At 46.6% G+C, this 2,698-nt stretch carries 4 protein-coding genes; 2 read left to right on the top strand and 2 right to left on the bottom strand.

Going from position 1 to position 2,698, the window contains the following annotated elements:
- Positions 1-10: 10 nt before the first annotated feature.
- Both V7D78_RS16970 and V7D78_RS16965 read right to left on the bottom strand, forming a co-directional pair.
- Positions 11-652 (bottom strand): WG repeat-containing protein, encoded by a 642-nt coding sequence (locus V7D78_RS16970; RefSeq protein ID WP_333609637.1) that lies wholly within the window; start codon positions 650-652, stop codon positions 11-13.
- Positions 653-838: 186 nt separating this feature from the next.
- Complete coding sequence (locus tag V7D78_RS16965; RefSeq protein ID WP_333609636.1) at positions 839-1,912, bottom strand: hypothetical protein; 1,074 nt, start codon at positions 1,910-1,912, stop codon at positions 839-841.
- 114 nt (positions 1,913-2,026) lie between these two features.
- Between V7D78_RS16965 and V7D78_RS16960 the strand changes: the two genes are divergently transcribed.
- Positions 2,027-2,329, top strand: coding sequence for a hypothetical protein (locus tag V7D78_RS16960; protein ID WP_333609635.1), 303 nt, complete (start codon positions 2,027-2,029; stop codon positions 2,327-2,329).
- A gap of 102 nt (positions 2,330-2,431) precedes the next feature.
- Positions 2,432-2,698: hypothetical protein (locus V7D78_RS16955; protein ID WP_333609634.1), on the top strand; the 267-nt coding region annotated here is incomplete at its 3' end.

The following is a 2,698-nucleotide window of genomic DNA, read 5'->3' as shown; positions in this document are numbered from 1 at the left end:
TTTGGGTCAACTACCAGCTTTGATTGGTTGAAAAGTGTTCGTGATCTTGCCCTGATGCGGTGACAATGGAAATATCAGAGTAATAGACGATTTCGTCGTAAAGGCCGGGGATAACAGCTTTACCATCATGGGTAGCCAGCGTTTTCTGGCCGTCAGCGTTTGTGATAATCATTTTCTCTTTCGAGTCTGTAGCACTGGCGTCCACAAAGCCAGCAGGCACAATGTAGGGCTTGCCCTCTTGATCAAGTAGATGCCTTTTGCCGTTTCTATCTATTATTGAAATACTGCCACCGCTCAATACGCTGGTATACATATTGTTAAAAGGCACTAAGGTCCGGCCGGTACGATCAATGACGCCCCAGGTATTTAGACTGTCATCTGTAATGCCGGGATTATAGCTAACTGCGGCGGCAGTACCGGCTGTTGAAAACGGTTCGATACGTTGGTAGTTTATTGGCAATAACAGCTCGCCTGCGTCATTAAGCAATCCAAAGCGCCCATCGTTGTAAACCAGGGAAACGCCATTGCTGGAGGAGTATATATGTGCAAACTGCTGTGCCGAAGTTTGTGCTGCAACGGGCAAAAAAACAGCGCTCATCGCGGCTATAAGCAGGGTGACGATAACCTTAAAATCTATTTCATGAGCGTTCATATCAATGCACTTGCAGACATAGTGTGATGTAAGCAGCATAAATTGGATTGCCATTTAATTTAAGTACACAAAGCGAATATTTTATAGTTGCAGCGCTAAATATTTTAGAATGCAATTGCTAAGCCTGGCTCGTCATATTTAATAACGGTATCGTTACCTGTAAGGTTTTGGCAAAGGTGATGGTATTTATTGTCCAGATTCAAGGTTTGCCTCAAGCATATCTTTTAGTAACGCAAGATAGCGATTGGCATCGGTCAGGTTAGCGGCAGCTATTGAAATTTGTGCCATGGCTAATACCACTTGCATATGAGTGCTGGTTGCAGCCGGAGCCGCTAAACAACCGCCCAGCAATTCCAGAGCCAGCTGAGGTTCGCTTTGTTCTGCGGCGCGAATCAATACATTGTCGCAGGGCTGCTCTACCAGTACTTTGGCATCGAGTAGTGCTGTGCGCGCCGCGGTTAAATTGTCGCCAAGTAGCATAGCGACGCCCTCTGTTACCAGAGCGGGGACCAGGGCACCCAGTGCGCTCAGTGCAGCTTCAGCGGCGTCATCTGTAATATCAAGGCGTAAACTGTGCAAACGCCATTGCAGCCGCTCAGGGTCCAGCTCGTACCCGGCATAGCCAAGACATGAATGCCCCGCAAGTTCAACGGCAGTTAACTGCTCAGTACTGAACAAGGTTTGCAGTGTCACGTTGTCGCGCGCGGCACTGGATGGCTGGGCATCGGGAGCGACCAGGGCTTGCAAAACTGTGGTTGCAGACAAGTTCAACATGATATGAATTCGCTCAGATGGCTCGGTCCAGGCATCCATTAGCCCATCACACTCGCTGTTCAGGCCATGAATTCTGGCATTAAAAAGTGTTGTGCCAGCGTCGGTAGCTCGCTCCTGACCGACTAACAGTTCGGTGGCTACGCTATTCCCCCCTTCATTTACACGTAATGCGTATAACACCTCGTCAACAGCTCCGGCAATACGCTGATAGCCCACTGAGCCAGCCGGTGTGCCAGCGGCATCACGCGGCCGGTCATAAGTGAGGAACCCCAGATAATCATAGGGGATGGACAGGTCGCTTGCTGCCTGGCAATCAGTCAGTGGTAGCGAAGCCTGAACTAAGCCGTTGATAACGGTGTGACGTTGATAAACATCTAAACAAGCCGGATGAGGTGAAAACTCAGCTGAACTATCAGCTGAACTATTAGCTGAACTAAAGGCTGAAAACAGGATAAGCAGAGACGTGATGAGGTGTAATGTCGTCATTGAGCCAATTCACATAGAATGTCACGGATCTTTAGCATAAACGATATATTTTATTATGAAAGCCTTGCATAGTGACAGATACAAAACAAAAGCTTAAAGAGTGGATAGCGAAAGATGATTACCTTTATCAAGATACTGGCATTACCTGTTATGTTTTCTAGTGTTGCTGTTACCTCTGCTAGCACCGCAGTCAATAGCCCTGTTGTTCTTATTGAACAGCTGACCCTAACGACAATGCAGTTCAATCCTGATGACGGGCTTTACCGGCTTCATTTTTTTGAAAAGGCTGCAGCTCACTATGCTTTCAAGGCGCATGCCAGATGCCTTTCTTCATCAGTAAAAGAAAAAAAGAGAGTGGAAGTAGAGATTACGCCTTATTCGCTGCATATTGTTAAATGCCGGGTTCTTACGGAATAATATATCTAGGTTAGATATGAAGCAGATGATTAGAATTTTTCGCTGTAAAAAAATTGCCAGTTGCACTATGGTTTATTTACCGAAGAAAATGATGTCGTAACGATGCAGCAACCTGCCTGGAAAAGCCGTGCCTTAGCCGCACTTGATCAACAAGCCAGATACGAACTCAATAGCGGCTATGATGAAAAAGAATCACTGATAGCGGTAGCGGCAATGAAAGCGTGGGTGCAGCAAAACATTTGCCCCAGTAAAACTGAATTTTTACAGCAACTGGAACACTATTATCAGGATATTCAAGCCAATTGGGCCTTTCCCGGCAAATACAGTGGTGGAAAGCGGGTATATTTACGCTGGCGTTCCTGCCAAAAA

Origin of the sequence: Arsukibacterium sp. (assembly GCF_036735525.1) — a bacterium.
GTDB lineage: Bacteria > Pseudomonadota > Gammaproteobacteria > Enterobacterales > Alteromonadaceae > Alishewanella.
This window is presented reverse-complemented; position numbering and strand designations above follow the sequence as displayed.

Coding starts and splice junctions, on each gene's coding strand:
- V7D78_RS16970 (WP_333609637.1), bottom strand. CDS start 652: ATGAACGCTCATGAAATAGATTTTAAGGTTATCGTCACCCTGCTTATA.
- V7D78_RS16965 (WP_333609636.1), bottom strand. CDS start 1,912: ATGACGACATTACACCTCATCACGTCTCTGCTTATCCTGTTTTCAGCC.
- V7D78_RS16960 (WP_333609635.1), top strand. CDS start 2,027: ATGATTACCTTTATCAAGATACTGGCATTACCTGTTATGTTTTCTAGT.